Genomic DNA, 25080 nt, shown 5'->3' with positions numbered 1-25080 from the left:
CGTGCTCTACAAACGCAACCCCCAACTCAACAAACACGGCGAACTCGTCCACCTGCTGTCGGTGGAAGGCCTGCCCAAGGCCACGCTGACCCACATCCTCGACACGGCCGCCAACTTCGTTTCGGTCAACGACCGCGAAGTGAAGAAGGTCCCGCTGTTGCGTGGCAAGAGCGTGTTCAACCTGTTCTTCGAAAACAGCACCCGCACCCGCACCACGTTCGAGATCGCAGCCAAGCGTTTGTCGGCCGATGTCATCAACCTGGACATCGCGCGTTCATCCGCATCCAAGGGCGAATCGCTGCTGGACACCATTGCCAACCTGAGCGCCATGGCCGCCGACATGTTCGTCGTGCGCCACAGTGAATCCGGCGCGCCCTACCTGATCGCACAGCACGTGGCGCCCCATGTGCACGTCATCAACGCGGGTGATGGCCGCCACGCACACCCGACCCAAGGCCTGCTGGACATGTTCACGATCCGGCACTTCAAGAAAGATTTCTCCAACCTCACCGTGGCGATTGTTGGCGACGTGCTGCACTCGCGCGTGGCCCGCTCCGATATCCATGCGCTGACCACGCTGGGCTGTGCCGAGGTGCGCGTCGTTGGCCCCAAGACGCTGATCCCGTCCGACCTGTCCCACATGGGCGTGCGTGTCTGCCACACGCTGGAAGAGGGCATCAAGGACTGCGACGTCATCATCATGCTGCGCCTGCAAAACGAGCGCATGAGCGGCGCGCTGTTGCCGTCCATGCACGAATTCTTCAAGAGCTTTGGCCTCACGCCCGAAAAGCTGCAACTGGCCAAGCCCGACGCCATCGTCATGCACCCCGGCCCCATCAACCGTGGTGTGGAGATTGACTCGGCGGTGGTGGACGGCAAGCAGAGCGTGATCCTGCCGCAGGTGACCTTTGGCATCGCCGTGCGCATGGCGGTGATGAGCATCGTTGCCGGGAATGAAGCAGATGCGCGGGGGAGCAAATAATGAAGACACTGATCAAAGGCGGCCTGGTCATCGACCCCGCCAGTGGCCTTAAACAAAACGCCGATGTAGCCCTCGTCGGTTCTGACATTGTTGCTATCAATAACGTAGCAAGTGATTTCACACCCGACATCACGATAGACGCCACCGGCTGCATCGTCATGCCCGGCCTCGTCGATCTGGCCGTGCGCCTGCGCGAGCCGGGGCAGGAGCATGCCGGCATGCTGGCCTCCGAAATGGGCGCTGCGGTTGCAGGCGGTGTCACCAGCGTGGTCTGCCCGCCCGACACCGAGCCGGTGCTGGACGAGGCCGGTCTGGTCGAGATGCTGCGCCACCGCGCCGAGTTGCTGAAGCAGGCCCGCCTGTTCCCGCTGGGCGCGCTGACCCGCAACCTGGAAGGCGAAGTGCTGACCGAGATGATGCACCTGACCCAAGCCGGTTGCATCGGCTTCAGCCAGGCGGAAGTGGCGCTGGCCAACACCCAGGCCATGCTGCGCGCGCTGCAATACGCCAGCACCTTCGGCTACACCGTGTGGCTGCGCCCGCAAGAGCTGTACCTGGGCAAGGGCGTGGCCGCCAGCGGCCCGCTGGCCACGCGCATGGGCCTGTCCGGCATACCGGTGGCGGCCGAGACCATTGCGCTGCACACGATCTTCGAACTGGTGCGCTCCACGCAGGCGCGCGTGCACCTGTGCCGCCTCAGCAGCGCGGCGGGTGTGGCCCTGGTGCGCCAGGCCAAGGCCGAGGGCTTGCCCATTACCTGCGATGTCAGCATCAACTCCCTGCACCTGACCGATGTGGACATGGGCTACTTCGACAGCCGCATGCGCCTGCAGCCGCCGCTACGCCAGCAGCGTGACCGCGATGCCCTGCGCGCCGGCCTGGCCGACGGCACGATTGACGCGCTGGTGTCCGACCACACACCGGTGAAAGAAGACGCCAAGGCGCTGCCCTTTGCCGAGGCCGAACCCGGTGCTACCGGCCTGGAGCTGCTGCTGAGCCTGGCCTTCAAATGGGCGCAAGACAGCGGCATCCCGCTGGAGCAGGCCCTGGGCGTAGTCACCAGCCGGCCGGCCGGCGTGGTGGGCGCGTCGTTTGGTGCATTCGTTGCCAGCGCCGGGCGCCTGGTCGTGGGCGGAGCGGCCGACATCTGCGTGTTCGACCCCGCCGCCGCCTGGACGGTCGAAGGCTCCGCACTGCGCAGCCAAGGCCAGCACACGCCCTTTGGCGGCTACGAGCTGCCGGGCCGCGTGCGCGCCACCATCGTGGGCGGGCATCTTGCCTACCAGGCCGCGTAGCCGCCAGGAGGCCTGTACCCGATGAGCCGATTGCGCGCCTGCCGGCGCCTGCTGCGAGTGGTGCTGCACATACTGGGCGGCATCTGGACCATCTATACCGTGCTGCCGCGCATGACCTTGCTGCAAAGGCATGCCCGCGTGCAGGCCTGGGCCCGCGCCATGTTGGATTGCCTGGGCATGCAACTGGTGGTCCACGGTAGCCCGCCGGCCCACGGCCCCATGCTGCTGGCGGCCAACCATATCTCTTGGGCCGACATCGTCGTCATGCATGCGGCCCGGCATTGCCGATTTGTGTCCAAGGACGAAGTGGGCCGCTGGCCGGTGGTCTCCACGCTGGCCAATGCGGCCGACACGCTGTACATCACCCGCGAATCGCGCCGCGACGCCATGCGCGTAGTGCACCAGATGGCCCAGTGCCTGCGTGAGGGCGACGTGCTGGCCATCTTCCCCGAGGGCACCACGGGCGACGGCTCCACGCTGTTGCCCTTCCACGCCAATCTGTTGCAGGCCGCCATCTCGGCCGACGCGCCGGTGCAGCCGGTGGCCCTGCAGTTTGTGAGCGCAGTGGACGGAAAAATCAGCTTTGCCCCCTGCTACGTGGGCGACGACACGCTGTGGCAATCGCTGTGGCGCACGCTGCGTGCCGACAAGCTGATGGCCGTGGTGCAGTTCGGCACGCCCGAGCGGGCCCAGGGGCGTGACCGCCGGGCCTGGGCGGCAGATCTGCGCGAATCGATCGGCAAGCTGAGAAACTAAGCCTTCGCGCCGAGCCTACCAAGTTTCTCCCATATTCCACAGCAGACTCCTGGTGATGTTCACCACATGGAGTTGCAGATGCGTACCCCAATACATCCGCGTGATGTCAATCCGGCCCGTGAGATCGACGCGTGGATATCCACCCCATCCGTTCGCCGACAAGCCCTGCGCTGGTTGGGGCTGGGAGCGGTGTCGCCTTTCGGGTTGCTCGGCTGCGGCGGGGGCGGATCAGACAGCCCGGCGACAGCGGTCAGCACGTCAACGACCAATGCGACAAGCTCTGCGAGCACCGTCGCTTCAACCAGTCCAACCATCGCCCCCGCAGTGTCCAGCACCAGTCCGTGGCTGTGGGCCAGCACGGGTACCAGCACTGTTGCCAAGACACCCGTGATTACCGATTTTGTGCAGGTCATCGCCTTCGGCACTGTTAACTACACCTTCCACGACCGCATCACCAGCACCACCACCGATCCAGTCACAGGCGCCATGACCGACAGTACCACCAGCAGCAGCCTCGTGCCCTACCTGATGGGCAAGTACCTCGTCACCAACGCCAACTGGAAAGCCTTCACCAATGCCGTCGGCAGCAGCTACACGCCCAGTAACTATTGGAGCAACGGTGGCTACCCCGGCGGCAAAGAAGACCACCCCGTGCTGTTCATCTCCTATGCCGCGGCCAAAGCCTATTGCGCTTGGCTCGGCACGCAAATCAGCGGCTACGTGTTCTACGTGCCGACCGAGGCGGAATGGGAGTATGCCGCGCTGGGCAACAATACCGGCTTCAGCTTCCCCTGGGGGGCAGCCGCCAATATCAGCTACGCCAGCAGCACTGGCGTGCTGAGCACGCTCTACAACTGCAACGCAGTGTGCGCGCAGTACGTGCTCAACAGCGGCTACTTCAGCACCCTGACCTATTACAACGACAGCACGGTCACGACCCTATCCGATGGCACCACGGCCTTGACCAACGACACGGCCCCGCTGAGCAAGGTGCTGAGCATGAGCAGTTCTGGTGGTGTGAGCGGCTGGCAGTACGACAGCAGCACCAACAAGACCTGGGCCGACTTTGCCAACTCGGACACCTTCGACCTATTGGTTCACACCTACGGCGGCTACACCACGGCGGTAGGCGCCTACACCGCAGGCCAGAGCTGGTGCGGCTGTTTCGACATGGCGGGCAACGCCTACGAGTGGACTTCCACCGTCAACACCGCGAGCAACGGCGGCGAGGCGGGTACCAGCGTCAACGCCATCAAAGGCGGCTCCTGGTATGCCACCAGCAACAGCGCCAAATCCAGCGGGCGCGGCGAAGGCCGTGCGCCCAACGGCGGCTACCACTCAGTGGGCTTTCGCGTAGCAGCGCGAGCATTGTGAGCGGCTTGTGACTACAGGGGCCCAGTCGCCGAGGCTTGCAAGGATTTTTTCCTAGGCGTCAGCCGTAGCAGGCCAAAAACATATCCACCGCAGACTCCACCACCTGCTGCTGCATGGCCGCAGGCAGCGTGGGCTGGCCCATGGTGATCTGGGGCCAGAAGGCGAAACCCTTCACCAGCCCTTGCAGTTGGTGGGCGGCAAACACGGGGTCGGGCAGCTTCAGCTTGCCATCGGCCGCGGCGGCGCGCAACCACAGCGTCACGCCTTCCTCGCGGTCGCCTAGCTTGGCCACCATCTCTTGTGCCCGCTCGGGGGAATGGATGGTCTCGGCAATCGCCACCCGCGCCAGATCGATGAAACTGGCGTCGCACAGCATGCGCATCTTTTGCCACAGCAGCTCCAGCAACTGTTCGCGCAGCGGCTTGCTGGGGTGGTAGGCCAGGTCCACCTGGGCATGGCTGCTGTCCCACAGCTGGAGCAATATCTCGGCAAACAGCGCCTCCTTGCTGGGGAAGTGGTTGTACACCGTGCGCTTGGAGACGCCCGCCGTGGCTGCCACCCGGTCCATGCTGGTGGCGCCAAAGCCGTGGGTGCGGAATTCGTCGATCGCCGCCTGCACGATGGCTTGGCGCTTGCGGTCCGTCAGGCGGTCTTTGGGGGGTGTTTCGGGGGCGGGGGTAGGGGACATGCAAATATTTTACACCGATGGGTTTACTTTTTAAAATAAAGAAACTACACTGTGCAGTGCAACTTCTGGATTTCATCCCATATGAAGCACACCTTCCGCACCCTCGCTGTTTTACTGACCGGAGCCTTTGCCATGTCATCCTGCGCCCTGATCGAGTCATCGCCCACCGTTCCCCAAGCCGCATCGCCCCAGGCCAACGGCAGCACCTACCGCAATGTGAAGCCCGAGCCGCAAGACGCGGGCGGCCTGCTGAAATCATTGGCCATTGCCTGGAAGTTCGCGTTCGACAAGCCCAAGCACACCGTGCCCGAAGGCGACATCCCCGTGCAGCCCATCACCCGCGCCCAACTGCTGGCCGCGCAAGATGGCACCGTGTTCCGCATGGGCCACTCCACCATCTTGCTGAAGCTGGGCGGCGCCTTCTGGCTGACCGACCCCGTGTTCTCCGACCGCGCCTCGCCTTTCCAGTGGCTAGGCCCCAAGCGCTTCCACCAGCCGCCCATCAGCATTGAAGACCTGCCACCCATCAAAGGCGTGATCCTGTCGCACGACCACTACGACCACCTGGACGAAGACGCCATCCGCCGCCTGGCTGCCAAGACCGAACACTTCTTGACGCCGCTGGGCGTGGGCGATCGCATGGTCGCCTGGGGCGTGGACGCCGCCAAGGTGCAGCAATTCGACTGGTGGCAGACCACCACCGTGGGCGGCGTGGAGTTTGTGTTCACCCCCGCACAACACTTCTCCGGCCGCGGCCTGCGCGACCGCAACCAGACGCTGTGGGGCTCGTGGGTGATGTACGGCGGCGGCGAGAAGGGCAAGGACGGCCTGCGCATCTTCTTCAGCGGCGACAGCGGCTACTTCGACGGCTTCAAGGCCATCGGCGACAAATACGGCCCGTTTGATCTGACGCTGATGGAAACCGGCGCGTATGACAAGCAATGGCCTTATGTCCACATGCAGCCCGAAGAGACGCTGCAAGCCCATCTGGACCTGCGCGGCAACTGGCTGCTGCCCATCCACAACGGCACGTTCGACCTCGCCATGCACACCTGGCACGAACCCTTTGACCGCATCACCGCGCTGGCCAAGGCCAAGGGTGTGGCCATCACCACACCCTGCATGGGCGAGCCGCTGACCGTGCGCAACCCGCACACCGGCTCGGCCTGGTGGCTGACGGTGGATGGGCAGAGGGAGCTGGCCGCGGCAAATGGTGTGGCCGGGCTCCCGCGCAAGCCGGGTGGGGATCTGAGTGCGTGTGCCACGCCGGGGGTGCCGTCGCGCTGAGCGGTGTTGCTGCCACCTGCATCTTATGTCGGCCTCCAGAATATGGATTGACAACTCCTTTGCGTGCATTCAGCCAAAGGTTTGAGTTTGGGATAGGTCAACAGTCGGTCTATCCCCGGCGCTACTAGCGTGAGGTGCAGAAAATAAAGTGGCGACCTGTTTGCGATGCATTGCCACCGGCTTGGCAAATGCAGTCTCCGCGTCGGGCGCAGCGAAGACTGTGCTGGGGCGGTTGCGCATCAGCGGAATTTCCGATTGTCACTTTGATGGCGACCCGCGTACGAATTCATCGAAACGTGCGATGTTTGGCGTGCACATTGTTGGCTAGACTCGGCTGGTGCGACCCAAGAGACGCATTGAAACGAGAACTACGAAAGCAAGGTGCTGAAGATGAAGATACGCTGGCCTCACTATTTCCTATCACTTACCCTGCTGTCAGGGATGGGGTTCGCAATTGCGGGGGAAATATCCGTGGCGAAGCAGGAAAAGCTGACCAAGCTGCTTGAACTCATGCGGGTTGACCAGTCACTAGAGATTGCGAAACGGTCTTGTGTCGAAGCGTCAATGGCCGGCCCTCACTCGCCCGACAAAATTTGGGCGCGAGAAGGCAAGTTCTCAGGTCTGTCACCTAAGTCCGCTCAATGGCCAGAAGCAATAAATGCTTTCCGCCGCTTCTCGGAGAAAACCTGCTCGACAGAAAGCATGGCCGCATGGAAGCAAAGCTTTGTCAACTTCTACGGGACTCGATTGGACGAGGCGGATCTTGACAGTGTCATCAAATATATGTCGAGCCCAGCGGCCAAGGCGCTTACAAAGCTTCAAGACGAGTTTCAGATCGCTATAAGTAACGAACACGCTCAAAAGGGCATTCAGAAGCAAGACTTGGCGAGGCAGGAATACTGGGATGAAATAGCCGAGCTCTCGCGCCGTGAGGCAGCGCAAGCGCCGTCGCAATGGTGGAGATTCTGGAAGTGATGGAGTCGGATGATGTGCAGGCGCACCAAAGGTCTGAACAAGAAGTCGCACCATCGGAACCAATTGGGCCTGTGCCCGCTGACCCTGTTACAGACTTGGTGTCTCCAATAGGTACCGAACGGCTGACTCTGCTCCAGTGGATATCGACGGGCCTTATGGCTTCTGTGGGGCGACGCATAGATATAGGGCGTGCGGTACCTAGCCCGTTGCAACTGCTGTGGCTCGTGATGATCCCCTACACCGTGCAGACCCTTTTGGCACGCCTGGAGATACCCGGTGCGGCGGTTTTCAATCGGCCGGTGTGGCTCTATCCCTTGTTCGGCACGATGTCCCTTGTCTTCCTGATTTGGGCTTTTCTGGTGCCCAGCCCTTCGCCCCAGAAGCATCCTGGTCCCGTGGCAGCTTGGTTGGGATTGTGGACGGTGGCTGTGCTACCCATTGGTTTGGTCGCGATTCTGTTGATTGCCTTGACCGCGCGTGGAATGCTCCCTGCATGGTGGTCTGACAGTAATTGGTTTGGATGGGTTTTCTATGGTGCGTTCTGGACATGGACAGCCGTTGTTGTATGGCGAGTGACCGCATGTTTCACGCGATCAGCCAATGCTGCCTTTGGACTCTTTCTTGGTGCGATGTTCTTGCAAGGACTTGGCACATGGCAGTTCAGTAGCAGACCTTGGCAGATGGACTACTCTGAGCAAGCAGGAAATCATCACGACTCATTGACTCTGACTCAAGAAGTTTTTGAGACTCAGCAGTCGCTGCTTGCAAAAGCATTGGACGGCTTGGCGCCGCGCCTCGCAGGAAAAGTCAATGTATTTGCCGTCGTGTTTGCGCCGTACTCGCAGGAGGTCTTTTTGCGCGAGAGCATCATGGTGGTCGATACCCTAGAGGATCGCTTTGGGGCTAAGGGTCACGTAGTACAACTGGTAAATCGCCCTTCAGTGACGACATCGATTGCGTGGGCGACCAACAAGAATTTAAAGGCGAGCATCGAAGCGGCTGCTAGAAGGATGGATGTGCAGCAGGACGTACTTGTGATTTATCTGACCTCGCATGGGGGATCAGACTTCAGACTTGCAACCTCACATTGGCCGCTCGAGGTGGATGAATTGACTCCCGCCTTACTGCGCAAAATGCTGGATGACGCAGGGGTGCGGAATCGAGTTATTGCAATTTCCGCCTGTTACTCCGGTGGTTGGGTGGCACCGTTGGCCTCTGATACTTCGCTGATCATGACGGCATCTGACGATAGCCACACTTCATATGGCTGTGGCGCAAAGTCAAAGCTAACCTACTTTGGGCAAAGCGTTTTCGAAGAGCAATTGCGTAAAACCTATTCTTTCGAGGATGCGTTTGCTTCTGCTGTTCCAATCATCAAGCAACGCGAGATGGATGCAAAAAAGACGGACGGATTTTCCAATCCCCAGATAGCCGTGGGCAAAAATATTGGGCCGATTCTCAAACGGTTGGAGCAACAGCAGGGAAGTACGCGTTAGGCATACTGTGCCTATTGCAAGGTGTGAACCATGGATAACGTCCATCCTCAAAGGAATCAATCGGTTAGGGGGGCTGAGCTAAAAAATGCTTCCATCAGCGATTGTTCAAAGGCTTTAAAACCCCTTTTTGGGTATTTTGTGCGAAGTCGGTGGTAAAACTCGGCTCTAGCCCTCGTCGGATCTGCGTATTGCGCTATCAATAATGTAGCTATATACGGAGCCCGACCGCCAGCGCCCCACGCAGCGTATCGGGCAGGTCCAGGGCCATGGACGTGCACCCGCCCAGCGCCTGCCCCAGTGCCGGCGTCCATTCGGTCAAACCCAGGCCCAGGCATTTCATCCCTGCCTCCAACTGGCTCCATGCCTGTGCAAACACGGCGGCGCGCAGGGCGGGCGTGGTGTGCACCAGCTGCCGGTGCGCCACCGGTCCCAAGTAGTCGAGCGCCAGCCGCTCCCATTCCGGCATGGCGTCGCCAAGCCCGGCCGTAAGCGCGTCGATGCGCACCACGTCAACACCCACCGCCTTGTGCAGGTGCACGGCCGCCACACTGCATGCGGGGGCATGGCTGATGGACAAGCCCACGCTGCGCGCGGGTGACAGCAAGCTCAGCTTTTCACCGCTGTGGCTTGAGAACTGAATGGTGTCGCAGGGCAGATGCCAATAGGCCGCCAGCAACTCCCGCAAGGCCGCGCGTATGGCCGCGCGGGCCCGTGTGCGGTCTTCCGTGTGGGGCGTGGCGACGGATACCACCGCGCACGCCGCATCGGATCGCAGGGCCGCCAATGCCTGGTCTGCGCGCAGCGGCCACGGGTGTACTGCAAACGGCGCGGTCATGTGTGTCGGCTTCAATGTGTCAGACCTGGGCGTGTCAGACGCTGCGCACCGGGGCCGCCGGGCAACCCCGCCAACTGGAGGCTGCCGGGATGAACTCGCCCTTCATCACCAGAGTCAACGCGCCCAGCTTGGCGTTGTCGGCTACCACCGCGCCATACAGAACGCTGCTGCGCGGCCCCATGTAGACCTTGCTGCCAATTTTGACGTGGTCAATCTTCATGACCCGGTCTTCAAACAAATGGGTTTGGGGGCAGGTCAGGGCATTGATTTCGCTGTAGTCGCCAATGTGCACGCAGTCAAACTCGGTCAGGTCGGTGGTGTCCATGTAGACGCCCTTGCCGATATGCGTGCCCAGTGCATTGAGGGCCAACGGCAGCCAAGGCGTGCCGCGCAGGTAGCGCATGAAATTGGGCACGGTAACGCCTTCGTACATGTTGGTGATGGCCTCGGACAACCAGACAAACCGCGTCCACATCGGGGCGCTGTGCTGGCGGTAGCGGCCCATCAAAGCCCATTTGAGAATGACCACGAACAGGAATGTGAGCAGGCCGTAGGCCAGACCGGCAGCCATCAAATAGGCCGCAACGGTCACCCAGCGCTCGGCCTCGGCCAGCGGCATGACGTTGAGCACCATTGTGTAGCCCACCGAGATGACGATGGCATGGGGCGCAATGATGCGAAACGCCTCGATCAGGCCACGCGCCAGGCGCCGTGCGATCCGGGGCTGGAAGGTCAGGTGCGCCGGAAATCCCATGGTCTGCTCGCGCGCCGGCAGGTGAATGGGTGGTGAACCCAGCCAGGTATCGCCATCGCGCATCTGGCCATTGGCGGGCACCGTGGAGTGCACACCGATCAGCACGTTTTCCGGCAGAGTGGTTCCATCGGGAATATAGGAGCCGTTGCCCACAAAACTGCGGCGCGCAATCACCGTGGGGCGCATGGTCATCCAGCCGCCATCGATGTGTTCGTCCCCCAGCATGACCGCATCGGCGATGAAGGTCTCGTCACCCAGGGTCAGCATGTCGGGCACCAGGCCCAGGGCCGACGAAATTTCGGCATTGCGCCCCACCTTGGCGCCCAGCAGGCGGTACCAGTGGGGTGCGTAGACCGTGGCGTACACGCCGTGCAGCACATGCAGGCTGGACTCCTGGATCTGGTTGACCAGCCATTTGGCGCAATACAGGGTGCTGTGCACTGGCCAACTGCCGGGTTTGAGGCGCGGCAGCACCGTCCAGCGGATACCGGCCGATAGCAGCGCCGTACACACGATCAGCACCCCGGCCGCCGGAAAGGCGAACACAAAGTAGCGCAGCAATTGCGAGGCAACATCGGTCCCCGTCAACACGGGCTGGCGCAGGTTATCGTCGATCCAGTCAATCAAGATGAAGCTGGGGAAAACCGGCAGGAAAAACAGGGTGGTGACCAGCAGGGCGCCGAGTAGAAAATACACCGCCTCCAGTGCCGCGCGACTGCGCGTGAGCACCGGGCGGGCCCGGTTAGCCGCCGGGTCGAAGGCACCCAGGTCACGGGCCGGTGAGCCGCCCCATACGCGCGACGCGGGCACGGTTTCTCCGTCGCACAGGGCCGATTGGCCCTGCAGGTGGCCCAAGGGCGCGACTGCGCTGTTGCCCTCCAGAATGGCGTAGGAGCCAATGCAGGCATCGGCCCCGATGTGAATGGGCCCCAGATGCAGTTCACCGTGTTGCACGCGGGCATTCTCGAAGTTGACCGCGTTGCCCACACTGGCGCCGTCTTCTACCACCAGCAGATCGGGCGCGCGCAGGGTGATGGAGCCCACCATGACGTCCCGCCCTATCTTTGCGCCCAGCGCGCGCAGCCACCAGGCGTGCAGGGATGAGCCGCTGAGCAGATACGTGGGGGCGGCTTCCACCAGCCGGTCGGCCAGCCACCAGCGGTAGTAGGTCAGGCCCCACAGGGGGTAGCGCCCGGCCTTCAGTCGCCCGGCGATCAGCCACTTGCCGGCAATGGCAATGAAGAACTCCAACAAGGTGGAGGCCAGAAACGCCAGCACCGACGCCCCCACCGCCACGGCAATCGAATCGTCCGGGTCGCCCGTGAAGAAGTGGTAGGTAAAAAACGGCGCCAGCCACTGCCCCATGCGCACCACCACCAAAAAGGGCACGGCTGCGGCCTGTGCGGCGCCACAGGTCCAGCGCGCGAGCGCCGAGGGCGCAACCCAGGCGGTGGACACGGTCTCGTGGCGTCCACCCGCGGCTTCCAGCGCCTGGGCGATCCGCCCCACGCTGCGCTGCTGGTAGATGTCGCGCACGGTGACGTGGGCAAAGCGCGGGTCGGTGCGCAGTGCGGATGCCAGGCGCGCCGCAAACAGCGAGTGTCCGCCCAGGTCGGAGAAAAAATCGGCCGAGCGCACGATGGCCTGGCCCGGGAACAGCTTGGCCAGCGCCGCAAACAGCGCCACTTCGGCCGGGCTGTTGGGCGTGTCGGAGGCGCCGGTGTCGCGCACCACCACGGTCAACGGGCGTGCCTTCAGTGCATTGCGGTCGATCTTGCCCGAGGGCAGCCGCGGCATCTGGCCCAGCACTTCAAAGTGCCCCGGCACCATGTAGGCCGGCAACACCGCCGCCAGGGCATTGCGCAATGCGGTGTGCTGCAACGGGGCCGCACCGTCGGTGACCACAAAGGCGATCAACTGGTCCAGCCCGTCTTCCTGGCGCAGCACGACTGCCGCCGTGCCAATGCCGGCCTGGCGCGCCAGGGCGGCTTCGATTTCGCCCAGCTCCACCCGAAAACCGCGAATCTTCACCTGGTCATCGGTACGGCCCAGGCACTGCACCTGGCCTTCTGCATCAATGCGGGCCAGGTCGCCGGTGCGGTACAGGCGCTGGTCGTGCGCACCGCTGGCCCAGGGGTTGGCCAAAAACTTCTCCGCCGTCAAATCGGGGCGGCCCAGGTAGCCCGCTGCCACGCCGGGGCCGGTGATGCACAGCTCGCCCACGTCGCCACGCGGCGTCAGTACCAGGCCCTGGTCGGTATCGGGTTGAATGACCAGCAGGCCATAGTTGGGCAGCGGTCGCCCGATGGTGACCGGCTCACCGGGGTGCAGCGTGGCCAGGCTGGCCGATACGGTGGCCTCGGTGGGGCCGTAGGTGTTGAACAGCTGCCGCGTGGGCGTGGCCCAGCGCTCCACCAGCGACTGCGGGCACATCTCGCCGCCCAGGTTGATCAGGCGCAGGCTGGGCACATCGTGCGCAAACAGGGCCAGCAGGGTGGGCACGGCGTGCAACACCGTGACCTGCTGCTCCTGCAATGCCAGCGGCAAGCGCTCGGGGTCGCTGGCCAGGTCTTTGGGGGCAATCCACAGCGTGGCGCCCACCAGGTAGCTGATCCAGATTTCCTCGAACGACATGTCAAACGCGGCCGAAAACCCCTGGTACACCCGGTCGCTCGCGCGAACACCGAGCTGGGAGTTTTCACTGCGCAAGAAATGGCAGATACTGCCCTGGTTGATCTCAATGCCCTTGGGCTTGCCGGTGGAGCCGGAGGTGTAAATCACATAGGCCGGGTGGCTGGGCAATACATCCTGGCGGCGCAGCGGGCTGCACGGCGCATGCAGTTGCTCGGCGGTCCACACAGGGCATCCATCAGGTGCCCAATCCTTCAGGTGGGCCGCGTTGCTGACCAGGCCGGCCGCATGCGCATCGTCCAGGCACACGGCAATCCGCTCAGCAGGGGTGTCAGCATCAAAAGGCAGCCAGGCCGCGCCGGTTTTGGCAATGCCCAGCTGCATCACCAGCAAATCCATGCCACGGGGCAACCACAGCCCCACGATGCGGCCGGGGCCTACGCCAGCCGCCATCAGGTGCGAGGCCACCCGGCCAGCCTGGGCATTGAGGGCTCCGTAGCTGAGCTGCTGCTCACCAAAGACCAGCGCCGGCTGGTCGGGGTTGCGCGCAACCGTGGCTTCAAAAATATCGGCCAATACCTCGTCGCGAATCAGTTCGGGGCGCAGCGGGCCGTGCAAAACGCCGGCGCCATGGGACAGAAGTGGCGGTGCGTCGTCGGGAATAGGGATCATCGTGGGGTCATTCATGCCGGGGAGACGGCGTTCAACAGCTGCTGCAGTGCGAGCCAGCATTTCTTCAAGGTAAAGCAAGCAATCAGCCCACAGTTGCACAGCACCGGAAGTCTACAACGGGTCTAAAAAACCTCTTTTGGGTATTTTACCAAGGCTTTGGAGGAAAATATCGCTATAGCCCTCGTGGCATAAGCCTAGTGCGCTATCAATTGAGTAGCTATTATTGGGCGCCAATGGCTTAAACTGCCTGGCGGTATTAACAACAAGGAGCAAAGACCATGATCATCGTGACAGGCAGTGCGATTGCGCGCGAAGGCGCCGACGCGGAGTTGCAGAAAATCTCCGTCGAGCACGTGCTGCGCTCGCGCACCGAACCAGGCTGCATTTCCCACGAAGTGAGCCGCGACGTGGAACAGCCAAACCGCTTTGTCTTCGTGGAGCGCTGGGCTGACATGGCCGCGCTGCAGGTGCACTTTCGTGTGGAGGCATCGCGGCAGTTTGGGAAGTCGTTGGCCCAGCTCTCCAATGGAAAGTTCGAGATGACGCTCTACCAGGCGGACGCCATCCCGTTGAAATGATTCCAAACGCAGAGGCGGCGCCCGCGACCAACGACATGCAAAAAATTGCCCTTGCCGGTATCAACTTCTACAGAGCCTACATCTCCCCCTACAAAGGATTCTCGGGTGCGCACTGCGTCCATAGAGTCGGCCGCTGCCTCACAATTTGGGCATGAACCGCAGCATCGTCTTCGCCCTGCTGGCGGCCGCCAGCTTTGGCGCCAGCACGCCGTTTGCCAAGCTCTTGGTGGGCAGCATGCCTCCGGTGTTGCTGGCCGGCTTGCTGTACCTGGGCACTGGTCTGGGTTTGACCACCATCCGCTTGGTGCGAGACCGGGGTTGGCAAGCGTCGGGGCTGCGCCGCGCGGAATGGCCTTGGCTGCTGGGTGCCGTCTTGTTTGGCGGTGTGCTAGGCCCGGTGGCGCTGATGTTTGGGCTGATGACGATCAGCGGGTCCAGTGCCTCGCTGCTGCTCAACCTGGAGGCCGTACTGACGGCATGCATCGCCTGGCTGGTGTTCAAAGAAAACGCCGACAAACGCATGGTGTTGGGCATGGCGGCCATCGTGGCGGGCGGTCTGGTGCTGTCCTGGCCCACAGAGCGCGTGGGCGCATCCGATTGGACAGGGCCGGTGCTGGTGTCAATCGCTTGCCTGTGTTGGGCCATCGACAACAATTTGACGCGTAAGGTGTCGGCGTCGGATGCCTTGTTCATCGCAGGCAGCAAGGGCATTGTGGCCGGGCTGGTCAACACGGTCTTGGCTGTGGCGTTGGGGGCGGCGGCGCTGCCGAGTGTGGCCGTCACCCTGGAAACGCTGGTGGTGGGTCTGCTGGGCTATGGCTTCAGCTTGGTCCTGTTCGTGCTGGCCTTGCGCGGCCTGGGAACGGCGCGCACCGGCGCCTACTTTTCTACTGCACCATTTATTGGCGCTCTGATCTCGCTGTTGGTGTTTGGTGAGTCAGCCGGGCCCCAGTTCTGGATGGCGGCGCTGTTGATGGGAATCGGCGTCTGGTTGCACTTGACCGAGAAGCACGAACATGAGCATGTGCATGAACCGCTTGAACATGAGCACCCCCATACGCATGATGTGCACCACCAGCACCCCCACGACTTTGAGTGGGGCGGTACTGGGGAACATGTACATGTCCACAAACATGGCAAAACTCGGCACAGCCACGCCCACTTCCCCGACATCCACCACCAGCACCGGCATTGATCAGTGCACAGCGGGCTTCAGCACGGCTGCACTCCACTGGCAAAAAATCGCTGTTATGTCCTGCGGCTTCTGTGGCCGGTTGTTGCCCAGCCACCAGGCCACCAATTCAAACAGCGCCCCGCCCAGGTAATGGGCTTGCGCCTGGGTTTGCCAACTGCGGGCCTTGCCCCCCGGTGTGCCAGCAAGCACCAGCTCCACCAGCAGTTCACGAAACCGGTCTTGCACGTAGTGGCCTGACCGCCGCCCCAACAGAGCACGAAACACATCCTGGGCTTCGTGCACATGGGCGATCAAGCCCGGCACGAACGCTAAGGGCCTCGGCAGCGACGCATCTGTCACCGCCTGCGCCATCAGCGCATCGCGTAGGCCCGCAAAGTTGGCTTTGAGCAGCTCCTCTTTGTTGGAATAGTGCTGGTAGAAGGTGGACCGCCCGATGTTGGCCTGGTCGCACAAGGTCTGCACGTCAATGGCGTCCCACCCACGCTCCACCATCAATGCCATCAAGGCTTCGCGCAGCGCATCGCGGGTGCGCTGGATGCGGCGGTCAACGGCCGCAGCAGGCGCGGGTAAGCGGGTCTTCATGAAGGTCTCCTGAACAGCAACCGGTGTTGTGTCTGCTATCGGGCATATCGGGCCATGCGGTGCTTTGCAGGCTGTGCCTGGGCTCGGAAGATAGCGGGCACGCCGTTAATTATTGAACACGGTGTCCATTATCAGGAGAAATGTTTTATGTGCCCACTGAGACTATCGGCCCCTCTTCAGCCCGCGCGGAGGTGAGTGCCATGGCAACGTTTGTGCGCTACTTTTTCTATCCCTTGCTGTTGGCAACGACGCTTGCGCTGTACGGGGGCGCGTTGCATTTCCATTGGAGCCTGGCGACGGTATTTGCGTGGATGGCCGGTGTGCGCATGGTGCTGCTGCTGGCCGTGGAGTATTTGCACCCGGCCAAGCCTGAATGGAAGATGAGCTGGACCAGCTTCAAGCGCGATGTGCAATACATGGTCGTCAATGGCGGCACCACCGGCCTGCTGAAGCTGGGGTTGGGCTGGTTGGCGCTGGACCTCAGTCGCCTGAACACTGGCATTGTGGCCAATACCTCCATCGCAGTGGAGTTTGTGGGCTTGCTGCTGGTGTTTGAGTTCTTCCAATACTGGTACCACCGGCTGAGCCACGAAGCCTTGGGCCGCTGGGGGGCATTTCTGTGGAAGGTGCATCTGCCGCACCATCTGCCCAATAGCGTGTACCTGTTGATGCACCCGGTGGGCCACCCGCTGAACCTGGTGGTCTCGCTGGCTATCGTTCAACTGCCATTGGTGGTGCTGGGGGCACGGCCAGAGTCCATCTTTTTGTTCAACGCGCTGATGGGCTTGCAAGGCCTGGTGTCCCACTTCAACGTGGACATCAAGGCCGGCCCTTTGAACTACCTGCTGGTGGGTACTGAGTTGCACCGCTACCACCACAGCGTAGACCTGCGGGAAGCCAAGAACTATGGTGTGCTGACCCCATTTTGGGACTTGGTCTTTGGCACCTTTGTCTACCGGCCCCATGGCCTGCCATCCGCGCTGGGCGTTGTCGAACCCAGCCGTTACCCGCAAAGCAATGCCTTGGGTCAGGTCTTGTTGCTCCCTTTCAGAAAATAGCCCCCCGGAACTTTTTGGGTAACTGCGCTATCCTAGCCCCGTGGCCCGCGTTTTCATCCTCCTCCTGCTGATCGTCTTGCTGCCCCTGCGGGGGTGGACCGCCGAGCGCATGGCGGTCCACATGGCCGCGGGTGATGGTGCCCCGGCAGCCCACGCCATGGGCTCCATGCCGGCAGATTGCCCCATGATGATGCAGATGGCGCAAGTGGGCTCGGCGGCCGACGACAGTGATGCCAGCACCAAGGGCCATTACCAGCAGCGGGCTTGCCAGTCCTGCCAGCTGTGCATGGCACTGGCTGCATATGACATACCCGCCGACCCAGCCGTAAGCCCTGCGCCGCAGGCTGTGGCCGTGCACCGCGCCGATCGCTTCGCCAACGCCGACCTGGCACAGGCCTCCAAGCCCCCCATTTCCTGATCCGACAGCCGAACTACGTCCGCGCGTTTCGTGATTGAGCGTGCGGGTCAATTCCCTTGGGCTTTTTTTCCACAAGCCCGCTGTTTGGAGAACAGTGAAATATGAAACCGCGTTTTAGAAAGGTCATGGTGGGCTTGCTGGCTACCCTGGCCGCGTTACCAGCCCTATGCGGCCCCATGGGCTTCAAAGGCAGCTGGATGGCCATGGGCGACTTGGGCCCCAACTGGCAAGAGGCTTTCGTCAACTACGCGCTGACGCCGCGCGACGCATTGGGCGTCTCTACGCTGTACATGCGCTCGGACGACGAGACCCGCACGCGCCAGGCCAACGAGGCGCTCTACACCCGGCTGGTCAGCCGCTGGAACATGCCCGATGCGCAGGCCAATGTCTGGTTCGTCACCGGCGTGGGCGCCATCACCGGCAACGACTTTGCAGGCACCAAGACGCTGGCATCGCCAGGCATACAGCTGGACTACGAGACCACGCGTTTCTATGCATCCGCTGCCGCGAGGCTGTATCGCGCGGAGGGCATCAACCACGACTACGCATCGGCCCGCATCGGCTTCTCGTTCTTCGAGGCCGACTATGACCAGGTGCAGCCCTGGTTTGTGGTCGAGGTGCGGCGTATGCAGGGCCTGTCGGACAAGACCGAGGTCACGCCCATGCTGCGCCTCATCCACAACCGCTACTTCGTCGAACTGGGCGCCAACAGCGCATCCCAGGTTCGCGCCAACTTCATGTACACATTTTGATTTTCGAAGCACACACCATGAAAAAAACCATCATCACCCTCGCGCTGGCCGCTGCCGCGCTGCCATCCTTTGCCGCTGCAACGGCCAACAACACGCTGAAGATCACCGTCAACGGTATGGTCTGCGCCTTCTGCGCACAGGGCATTGAGAAGCGCATTTCAAAAATGCCAGCGACCAAAGAAGTGTTCGTAGACCTGAAAAAGAAGACCGTCGCTGTGGAAGCGAGAGAAGGCCAGACGCTGGACGGCAAGGCCATCACCGCAGAGATAGTCGATGCCGGCTACGACGTCGTCAAGCTGGAGCCCGTGGGCCAATCGGTGGCCGAGATCAAGGCCGAGCTGTTGAAAGGCCGTAGCAAATGAGTAGCGCGGACGGTCTGATGGAAAGCCGCGGCAGCTTCTGGTCCTCCGTGGCCAGCCTGTTCGCCACTTCCAGCACGCTGGTGTGCTGCGCCATACCCGCGCTGCTGGTGGCACTGGGTGCGGGCGCCGCGCTGTCGTCGCTGGTGTCCGTGTTCCCGCAGGTGGTGTGGCTCAGCGAGCACAAGATCGGCCTGTTTGTGTTTGCCGGCCTGATGATGGCCGCCAGCGGCGTGCTGCAGTGGCGCAACCGCACCGCGCCATGCCCCACAGACCCCGCGCTGCGGCAGGCCTGCCTGCGCACGCGCAAGGTGTCGTTGGTGGTGTATGGCGTCAGCGTGGCGTTCTACCTGATAGGCGGCTGGTTCGCGTTTGTGATGCCGCTGCTGACGGGCGATTGAGGGCGCGGCAAGCCCAAAACGTCTACCTCCGCCAGCTGGGCCCCTAGCGAACCAGCGTAAACAGTGTGCGGTAGCGGCTTGTGCGCAGCATCTCGTCCGGGTCGGTTCCGTAGCCGATGAGGACGGATGCACCGACTAAAAAGTCAGCGGTCAGATTCTCGTTTTCCAGAATCGTGATCAGCACCAGGTCTTGCACGCTGTTCAGTGCAAGCCCGCTCATGAATGCGCTGATGGGCCAAACCAGCGGGACCCAGCTGCGGCTGGGCAGCAGTTGGAAATAGATCGTGCTGCCGTTGTTCGGCAACAGGGCGGCCACATAGAGGTTGTATGCACCACCCGCCTGCGGGTGGACTGCGTCGGGCCTGCCCGCCGCCTGTACGTGCGGCGCTCCCAGTGCAAGAGCCCCGTTGACACCCCCCAGCCCACGGACGTCCACCTTCAGTGACGTAGCGCTCAAGCTACCGGTCTTGTGCGTGGAGAGGAAAAATGGCACCGTCTTGCCATTGGGTAGCGGCAGGCTTTGCGCTGCAGTGTCCAAATGCAGGAAGCCAGCAAAGTTCTCATCGGCAATACCCACAAAGGTGCTTGGCCGGCCATAGGTGCCGTCGCCCAGTTGGCCCAGCGTATTGACCCCGCCCGCATAGGCAGTTCCATCCCGGCGCAGCACCACGCTGACACCATTGCCCGCGGTAATGCCCGTGATGTCTGCGATGCCAATAGCCAGGGGCGCCGCCGCTGACGTGGCCGCCGGAGGGTTGTCGCCCAGCTCGCCCAGCCATTCGTAGCCCCATTGCCAGCCCCAGACCGAGCCATCGTTGCGCAGCGCCAGCGCATGGTTCGCGCCGATGGACAGGGCCGTGACCTGGTTGAGGCCCGGAACAATGGCCGGGGTCAAGCGTGTGGTTGGAGAACCATCACCCAACTGCCCGCGTGGGTTCGCACCCCATGCGAGCACCGTGCCATCTGCGCGCAGCGCATAGCTGCTGTCGCTGCCTGCAGCAATGGCGATTACGTTTGACAGGCCGAACACGGGGAGTGGTTGCTTGCTGCTGGCCGTGGTGCCATTGCCCAGTTGCCCCGAGGCGTTGTCGCCCCAGGCCCAGACCGTGCCATCGCGGTTGAGGGCCAGCGCGTGCGAGCCCCCCGCGGCAATGGCCGTCGCCTGGCTATGCAGTTGGGTGGGCACGGAGGGTTGATCCAAAACACCGGGCAGGGTGCTACCCCAGCCCCAGACGGTGCCATCGCGCTTGAGGGCCAATGAGTAGTACCCCGCCGCAGCCACTGCTTGTACGCCAGAAATCGTGCTCAGCTTGATCGGTGTGCCGGTGTCGCGGTAGGTGCCGTCGCCCAGTTCACCGTAACCGTTGCTGCCCCAGGCCCATACGGCGCCGTCCTGGTCGACCCCCAGGCTGTGGCCCAATCCGGCAGACACCTGGGCCATGCGCGGCAAGCCGGCCACGGCAGCCGCCAGCGAGCGGCTCAGCACCCGTGCGCGGCCCAGCTGTCCTGCGGTGTCCAGGCCCCAGGTCCACACATTGCCCGCCGCGTCCAAGGCCATGCCGTGCCAGGTACCTGAGGCCACCTGCGTGATGTTGGCGATGCCTATCACCGGGCCGGGTGCGTCGCGGTACACCGTCGTGCCGTCGCCCAGGCTGCCAAAGCCGTTGCCACCGCCAAACCCCAGTACCTGGCCGTTGGTCTGGAGCAGAAATCCTTGGCCGTATCCGGCCGCGACGGCCTTCAGCGGGCCTACGCTGGGCTGGGCCTCTGGCGCACTGGCGGTGGTCCATCGCCACCAGCTGCTGCCGTCGCCATGGATGGCCACCAGGCCAAAGCTGTTGACCGTGCCAGCGATCATCGCAATGCCCGAAAGGCCCGGTGTTTGTACCGGCGTGGTGCGTGGCGCGCCATGCGGGGTGGCATAGGGCGCGGTGACACCCCATTCCCACACGCTGCCATCTGACTTGCGCGCCGCGCTGAAGTCATTGCCGGCGGCGATGGCGGTGGCGCCGCTGAGTGCGTTCACCAGCACGGGGCGAAGTCGGTCCACCGTGCTGCCATCACCCAGGGCGCCTTCTACGTTGGTGCCCCATGCCCACACGCTGCCGTCGGTGCGCAAAGCCAGGGCATGGCGGTTGCCGCAGGCGATGGCGCTGACACCGCCGAGGCCGGCAATCTGCTGCGGTACGGGGGAACTCTCCTGCGTTCCGTTGCCCAATACACCGTAAGAATTTTCACCCCAGGCCCAGACCGACCCGTCGGTGCGCAAGGCCAGCGAGTAAGAACTGCCACCGCAGACTTGCAAGGCTCCGGACGAACCCGTCACTTGCACGGGGTTGGACCGGTTGGTAGTGCTGCCATCTCCGAGTTGACCCGCGTCGTTGCTGCCCCAGGCCCAGACCGTTCCACCGGCACCTATGGCAAGAGAATGGCTGACACCGGCCGCAATGCCCTGGATACCGGACACCGTGAGCGCACGGCCGGGTGTTGCTTCAAAGGGGAGGACTCCCGCACCCAGTTGCCCACTTTGGTCGGACCCCCAGGTCAGCACCGTGCCATCGTTGCGCAGCGCCACGCTGTGCTGGTAGCCCACGGACACCATCGGCTTGATGATCTGGGCCGACGCGTTGCCGGCAAGCACAAGGCCCATCGCCATCAGCCCCAAGATACGCGTGGCATGGTTCAGCATGGCTATCTCCTTTGTACTCACTTTGTACTCAATACCGCAGCAGCACCGCAATGCCGAGGGTCGGGTCCACGGCCTTCTTCAGCAACTGGCCGGCCCAGCTCTCCACCTGCCAGCGTTTGCCGGTGGACTCCCATTTCATGCGCAGTGTCAGATCCCACGACGCGGGGATCTCGTTGCCATATTCGGTGGTCAATTGCTCGGAGCGCCAGACCAGGGCGGCACCGGCCGTCAAGCGCGCTTCATTGCTCCAGTCCAGCCCCAAGCCCACGCGTTGGCGGGGCAGGTAGGGTAGGGGCAAGCCCTTGAAAAATTCGCTGGTGTTGCGGCTGTCGCTCAGCACAACACTGGTGTTGACCGCGTAACCGTTGCCCAGCACGGCGTTGCCCACCAGGCCCGCCTGGCGCACGCTGCCCTCGGCAAACACCGGTTGCCCCTCCAGCCGCTCGGGGTCATTCCAACTTTGGAACGTGCCCCGGTCCCGCAGGCGGTTGACATCGGACACCTCTTGCGCCGTATTGAGCACAAAACCGGGCTCACCCAGATTGCGGACATTGCGCGCGTCTACAAAGGCCGACACAAAGCCGCTGCTGCTCAGCTCCCAATCGGCCTGTAGGCGCAGGCGTTGCTGCCGCCCGCCGGGCAGGGTGAGCTGGTCGTCCACTGGAATTCCGGCAATGGCCGCAGGACGCAGGCTATGGGGCGCATTGGAGCGCACCCAGTCTTGCCACGCCGCGCGCAGTGCGACATTCGCACTGGGGTGCCAGACCGCGCCCAGCATGGGCAGGGCATCGTCTTGCCGGTAGTCGCTGGTACCGGCACTGCTCTGCACGGTCTTGCGGTAGCGGGTGCCGGCCAAGCCGCCCTCCAGGCTCCAGGACTCGGCCAGGGCATAGCGACCCTGGGCATACACCAGACGGTAATCGTCTTGCTCATGGCTGGTGGTAGAGAGCGTGCGGCCCCGGGTCAACAGACCGGCATCGGTGCTGGCGGCTTCAACACCCGCAGTCGCTTCGTGCCCGCCCGCGCGCCAGGTGGCGCGCCACTGCAGGTCGCGCGTGTTGCTGTCCTGGTCTTGTGTGATGGGACTGCTCAGCGAGGTCGTCCGCGCGGTGTAGCTGCCTTCACCCAGCTTCAACCAGACCTGGGTTTCGGGATCCAGCCGTAGGCTGCCACCGGCGTCCAGCCGCCGGGTGCGCCCGCTGATGCGCTCACGGCTGAGCAGGCCCATGCGTTCGATCTCCGGCACATACTGGTTGGCAAACGCGAACAGCGCAAGATCGTGCGTCGGCTTGGTGCCCAGCGCCAGGGTGTAGGCGTTGCCACTCGCGTCAAAATCCTCTTGGCCCGGCCGCACCACGTTGCGCAGTCCCTCAAAAAACCAGGCGACGGGAAACGGGGCGTGGGTCGATCCATTGACCACCATGGACGGTTCGCTATAGCCAAACGCCTTGCTGTTCGTCATGCGCGCACCGAGTGTCAGATAGCTGCCAGGCTCGGGCAGCAGGCTTTGAACGCGCGGGTTCGCACCCAGGGCCAAGGGGTCGGTCAAATAGCCCTGCACCAACTCGGAGGCCTTGGTAAAGCTGCCGCTGTACTGGTCCGCCAGGAAAAAATGGCTACCGGCCCACAGGCTATCGTTCGATTCCTCGGCGTAATAGCGGGCCCACGAGGTCATGCCGAGTTTGGACAGTGCGCTGCCGATATTGGCACTGCCTTTCTGGTCCATCGCCAGGGCATCGAGTGATTTGAGGAAGGGCAGTTTTTCTTTGGCCTTGCGCGCTTCTACGGCCGCGGCAAACAGTTCTCCACGGTCCTGGTGGACCAGGCTCGCCATCAGGTGGGGCAGCGGGTCCTGCGGGTCACGCTCAATGGCCTGGCGCAAGAACTCGAGGGCCGTCGCCGATTCGCCCCGCCTATGGTGGGCGGCGGCGCGGTAGAGGTAGGTGCGGGCGTAGCGGGGCTCCAGCAGGTTGCTGCGCAGAATGGTCTCCATGGCGGCGTCTAACTCGCCTTGCCGCAGTTGCAACTGGGCCAGACCCGACAGCGCGATGTAGTCTTGCGGGTCCTGCGTGAGGGCCACATCGAATTGCGTGCGTGCGGCGTTCCATTGGTAGGCCGTGGTTGCCAGATTGCCTTGTTCGGCCGCCAGGCTGGGCAGTTGGGGCGTGCGCTTCTGGGCCTCTGCCAAGTGCCCGCCAGCAACCGCAAGGTCCTCACGCGCGAGCGCGATGCGGGCTAGGCCCAGGCTGGCCCGGCCGTCTGCAGGGTCGAGTGCCTCTGCACGGCGGTAGGCGCCGTGCGCCACCTTGGCTAGCCCCTCGAAATACGCCGCATCACCCAGCGCAAGCCAGGTATCGGCTGTTTGGGGGAAGCGTTCGCAGGCCGATTGGGCCAGCTTCAGGGAACCCGCGCCATCGCCCTGGATAAGCGCCAGGCGTGACAGGGCTGCGGGGAATCTGCCGTCCTCGGGGTAGGTGGCTGCGCCCTGCTCCAGTATTGATTGGGTCTCTGCGAAGTTGGCAGCGCGCAGCGCCAGGTCGGCCAGTAGCAGCGTGTCTGCCGGTAGCGGCAAGGCTTGCACAAGCAACAGGCTTTCGGCGCCCAGCCAGTCTTGGCGGGCAATGCGCTCCACGACGTCCTTGCGTTGCCCACCACCACCACGGTACTCGGCATAGCGTTCCGGGTCCACACGCAGGGTGCTCACCCACTGCACCCGCTCTGCAGGGTTGGTCAGGATGCGTTTGACCGGGGCCTTGCCGGGCTCGGCCAGCGCCTGTTCGCCATTGCCCACGCTCACCGTGCCATGGGCATTGCCAAACTGGACGGAGCCGTGCAATACCGTTAGCGTGGAGCGGCCTTGCGCATCAACCGCCATCTCCCAGTCCGTGCCGTGGATCGCGGCGATGGCCGATGGCGTTTCCATCTTCACCGTGCCGCTGGCTTGCTTGGACTGTGACCAGGCACGCCCCTGGCGCAGGTTGAGCGTGGTGCCTGGCGTCTTCTCTTCTTTTCTGAGCTGGAAGATGCTGTTGGCCGCCAGCTTGATCTGCACTTCGGGCGCCACCACCAGTGCCATATGGCTGTCGGGGCCGGTGCGTACCCACCACGACGGTTCCAGTTGCACCTTCAGCTTGGCCTCCAGCCAGGCGCCATTGCCATCCGGGCGGTAGTCACCCTTGCCGGACAGGCCAATAATCTCGGCAAAACCCGCATGTGCCGCGGAGGCGGTGCAACTGCAAAGCACCAAAGCCAGTAGCTGCTGGCGTGCGCATGTGTACTGCATGGGATGAAAACCCCCCGCTG

Annotated in this window: 20 protein-coding genes; 14 read left to right on the top strand and 6 right to left on the bottom strand. The window is 63.1% G+C overall.

The features are described from left to right. Nucleotide 1 precedes the first annotated feature (1 nt). The 4 genes from AC07OO_RS05885 to AC07OO_RS05870 all read left to right on the top strand — a co-directional run bounded on the left by AC07OO_RS05885 (nt 2) and on the right by AC07OO_RS05870 (nt 4407). Nucleotides 2-982 (top strand): aspartate carbamoyltransferase catalytic subunit, encoded by a 981-nt coding sequence (locus AC07OO_RS05885; RefSeq protein WP_495081117.1) that lies wholly within the window; start codon nt 2-4, stop codon nt 980-982. Next, entirely contained in the window at nt 982-2277 is a 1296-nt protein-coding gene (locus tag AC07OO_RS05880) for a dihydroorotase (protein WP_495081116.1), read from the top strand. Before AC07OO_RS05885 ends, AC07OO_RS05880 begins: the two co-directional genes overlap by 1 nt. A gap of 21 nt (nt 2278-2298) precedes the next feature. Next, nucleotides 2299-3033 (top strand): lysophospholipid acyltransferase family protein, encoded by a 735-nt coding sequence (locus AC07OO_RS05875; RefSeq protein ID WP_495081115.1) that lies wholly within the window; start codon nt 2299-2301, stop codon nt 3031-3033. A gap of 78 nt (nt 3034-3111) precedes the next feature. Continuing rightward, nucleotides 3112-4407, top strand: coding sequence for a formylglycine-generating enzyme family protein (locus AC07OO_RS05870; RefSeq protein WP_495081114.1), 1296 nt, complete (start codon nt 3112-3114; stop codon nt 4405-4407). Between the two features lie 58 nt (nt 4408-4465). Here the strand turns inward: AC07OO_RS05870 and AC07OO_RS05865 are convergent, their stop codons facing one another. Next, nucleotides 4466-5095: a TetR/AcrR family transcriptional regulator gene (locus tag AC07OO_RS05865; protein WP_495081113.1), complete on the bottom strand. Its 630-nt coding sequence runs from the start codon at nt 5093-5095 to the stop codon at nt 4466-4468. 132 nt (nt 5096-5227) lie between these two features. Here AC07OO_RS05865 and AC07OO_RS05860 point away from each other — a divergent pair, with 132 nt between their 5' ends. The 3 genes from AC07OO_RS05860 to AC07OO_RS05850 all read left to right on the top strand — a co-directional run bounded on the left by AC07OO_RS05860 (nt 5228) and on the right by AC07OO_RS05850 (nt 8853). After that, nucleotides 5228-6382: an MBL fold metallo-hydrolase gene (locus tag AC07OO_RS05860; RefSeq protein ID WP_495081780.1), complete on the top strand. Its 1155-nt coding sequence runs from the start codon at nt 5228-5230 to the stop codon at nt 6380-6382. Between the two features lie 381 nt (nt 6383-6763). Further along, nucleotides 6764-7357: a hypothetical protein gene (locus AC07OO_RS05855; RefSeq protein ID WP_495081112.1), complete on the top strand. Its 594-nt coding sequence runs from the start codon at nt 6764-6766 to the stop codon at nt 7355-7357. Beyond that, entirely contained in the window at nt 7336-8853 is a 1518-nt protein-coding gene (locus AC07OO_RS05850) for a C13 family peptidase (RefSeq protein ID WP_495081111.1), read from the top strand. Before AC07OO_RS05855 ends, AC07OO_RS05850 begins: the two co-directional genes overlap by 22 nt. Nucleotides 8854-9061: 208 nt before the next feature. Here AC07OO_RS05850 and AC07OO_RS05845 read toward each other — a convergent pair whose 3' ends face one another. Both AC07OO_RS05845 and AC07OO_RS05840 read right to left on the bottom strand, forming a co-directional pair. Continuing rightward, nucleotides 9062-9688, bottom strand: coding sequence for a 4'-phosphopantetheinyl transferase superfamily protein (locus AC07OO_RS05845; RefSeq protein WP_495081110.1), 627 nt, complete (start codon nt 9686-9688; stop codon nt 9062-9064). Nucleotides 9689-9722: 34 nt separating this feature from the next. Further along, the gene (locus AC07OO_RS05840; RefSeq protein ID WP_495081779.1) at nt 9723-13745 is read right to left on the bottom strand and encodes a Pls/PosA family non-ribosomal peptide synthetase; all 4023 of its coding nucleotides are present in this window, start codon (nt 13743-13745) and stop codon (nt 9723-9725) included. A 278-nt stretch (nt 13746-14023) separates the two neighbouring features. Here AC07OO_RS05840 and AC07OO_RS05835 point away from each other — a divergent pair, with 278 nt between their 5' ends. Then, nucleotides 14024-14323, top strand: coding sequence for a putative quinol monooxygenase (locus AC07OO_RS05835; RefSeq protein WP_495081109.1), 300 nt, complete (start codon nt 14024-14026; stop codon nt 14321-14323). A gap of 151 nt (nt 14324-14474) precedes the next feature. Continuing rightward, entirely contained in the window at nt 14475-15518 is a 1044-nt protein-coding gene (locus tag AC07OO_RS05830; RefSeq protein WP_495081108.1) for a DMT family transporter, read from the top strand. Here the strand turns inward: AC07OO_RS05830 and AC07OO_RS05825 are convergent, their stop codons facing one another. Next, nucleotides 15519-16100, bottom strand: coding sequence for a TetR/AcrR family transcriptional regulator (locus tag AC07OO_RS05825; RefSeq protein ID WP_495081107.1), 582 nt, complete (start codon nt 16098-16100; stop codon nt 15519-15521). 200 nt (nt 16101-16300) lie between these two features. Between AC07OO_RS05825 and AC07OO_RS05820 the strand changes: the two genes are divergently transcribed. The 5 genes from AC07OO_RS05820 to AC07OO_RS05800 all read left to right on the top strand — a co-directional run bounded on the left by AC07OO_RS05820 (nt 16301) and on the right by AC07OO_RS05800 (nt 19088). Further along, the gene (locus AC07OO_RS05820) at nt 16301-17158 is read left to right on the top strand and encodes a sterol desaturase family protein (RefSeq protein WP_495081106.1); all 858 of its coding nucleotides are present in this window, start codon (nt 16301-16303) and stop codon (nt 17156-17158) included. A gap of 40 nt (nt 17159-17198) precedes the next feature. Continuing rightward, entirely contained in the window at nt 17199-17576 is a 378-nt protein-coding gene (locus tag AC07OO_RS05815; protein ID WP_495081105.1) for a hypothetical protein, read from the top strand. 101 nt (nt 17577-17677) lie between these two features. After that, nucleotides 17678-18328 carry a hypothetical protein gene (locus AC07OO_RS05810; RefSeq protein ID WP_495081104.1) on the top strand — a complete coding sequence of 217 codons (651 nt, stop codon included), beginning with the start codon at nt 17678-17680 and terminating at the stop codon, nt 18326-18328. Between the two features lie 17 nt (nt 18329-18345). Further along, nucleotides 18346-18690, top strand: coding sequence for a heavy-metal-associated domain-containing protein (locus AC07OO_RS05805; protein ID WP_495081103.1), 345 nt, complete (start codon nt 18346-18348; stop codon nt 18688-18690). Beyond that, nucleotides 18687-19088: a hypothetical protein gene (locus AC07OO_RS05800; RefSeq protein WP_495081102.1), complete on the top strand. Its 402-nt coding sequence runs from the start codon at nt 18687-18689 to the stop codon at nt 19086-19088. Before AC07OO_RS05805 ends, AC07OO_RS05800 begins: the two co-directional genes overlap by 4 nt. Nucleotides 19089-19131: 43 nt before the next feature. Here AC07OO_RS05800 and AC07OO_RS05795 read toward each other — a convergent pair whose 3' ends face one another. Beyond that, complete coding sequence (locus AC07OO_RS05795; protein ID WP_495081101.1) at nt 19132-21777, bottom strand: RCC1 domain-containing protein; 2646 nt, start codon at nt 21775-21777, stop codon at nt 19132-19134. Nucleotides 21778-21805: 28 nt separating this feature from the next. Continuing rightward, nucleotides 21806-25060, bottom strand: coding sequence for a TonB-dependent receptor domain-containing protein (locus tag AC07OO_RS05790; protein ID WP_495081100.1), 3255 nt, complete (start codon nt 25058-25060; stop codon nt 21806-21808). Between the last annotated feature and the right edge of the window lie 20 nt (nt 25061-25080).

This window comes from Rhodoferax sp. GW821-FHT07G04 (genome assembly GCF_059418585.1).
The sequence above is the reverse complement of the archived record's forward strand: the minus strand, read 5'-3'. Positions and strand labels throughout refer to the sequence as shown.